We start from the raw sequence: 449 nt of genomic DNA, 5'->3' as shown, positions 1-449 counted from the left end.
CTGCCAGAAGCTGCTTAATCCAAATCCCGTGTCCACCACCCGGGGTCAAGGCCCTGTCGAGTCGGCGCTATCCGGTCGGGCTCGAACCCGTCGGCCAGCGGGTTATTGAAATATCTTCTGCCACAAGTAAGTCTGCGGCGTCGCGGAAGTTCGTTGCGATGACCGAGACCGCCCTGGCCGAGCTGCTGGCTGCGGATCTGTTCGGCCTGGATGTGGTGGCGCTGATGATCGACGGGGGTGCAGCTTGCCGAGGCCTGCTGCGTCGTGGTGCTGGACATCGACATCGACGGGAACGAGCACCCACAGGCGCTGGTGGAGGGTGCGACCGAGAACGCCACCGTGGTCACCAACCTGCTGGTGGGGCTGCGGGAACGCGGCCTGGACGTTACCCGCCCGGTGCTAACCCGGATTTTTCGTGGGATGTCGCCTGTAGGGGTGTGTAGATAAGC

General features: G+C 63.7%; 1 pseudogene. It reads left to right on the top strand.

Features of this window, described 5'->3' with window-relative positions:
- Positions 1–411, top strand: a pseudogene (locus tag CRM90_RS30125) (hypothetical protein); the annotation flags it as partial.
- Between the last annotated feature and the right edge of the window lie 38 nt (positions 412–449).

Source organism: Mycobacterium sp. ENV421 (assembly GCF_002887815.1).
Classification (GTDB): domain Bacteria; phylum Actinomycetota; class Actinomycetes; order Mycobacteriales; family Mycobacteriaceae; genus Mycobacterium.
Note: the sequence above shows the minus strand (reverse complement) of the source record. Positions and strands in the feature narration are given on the sequence as shown.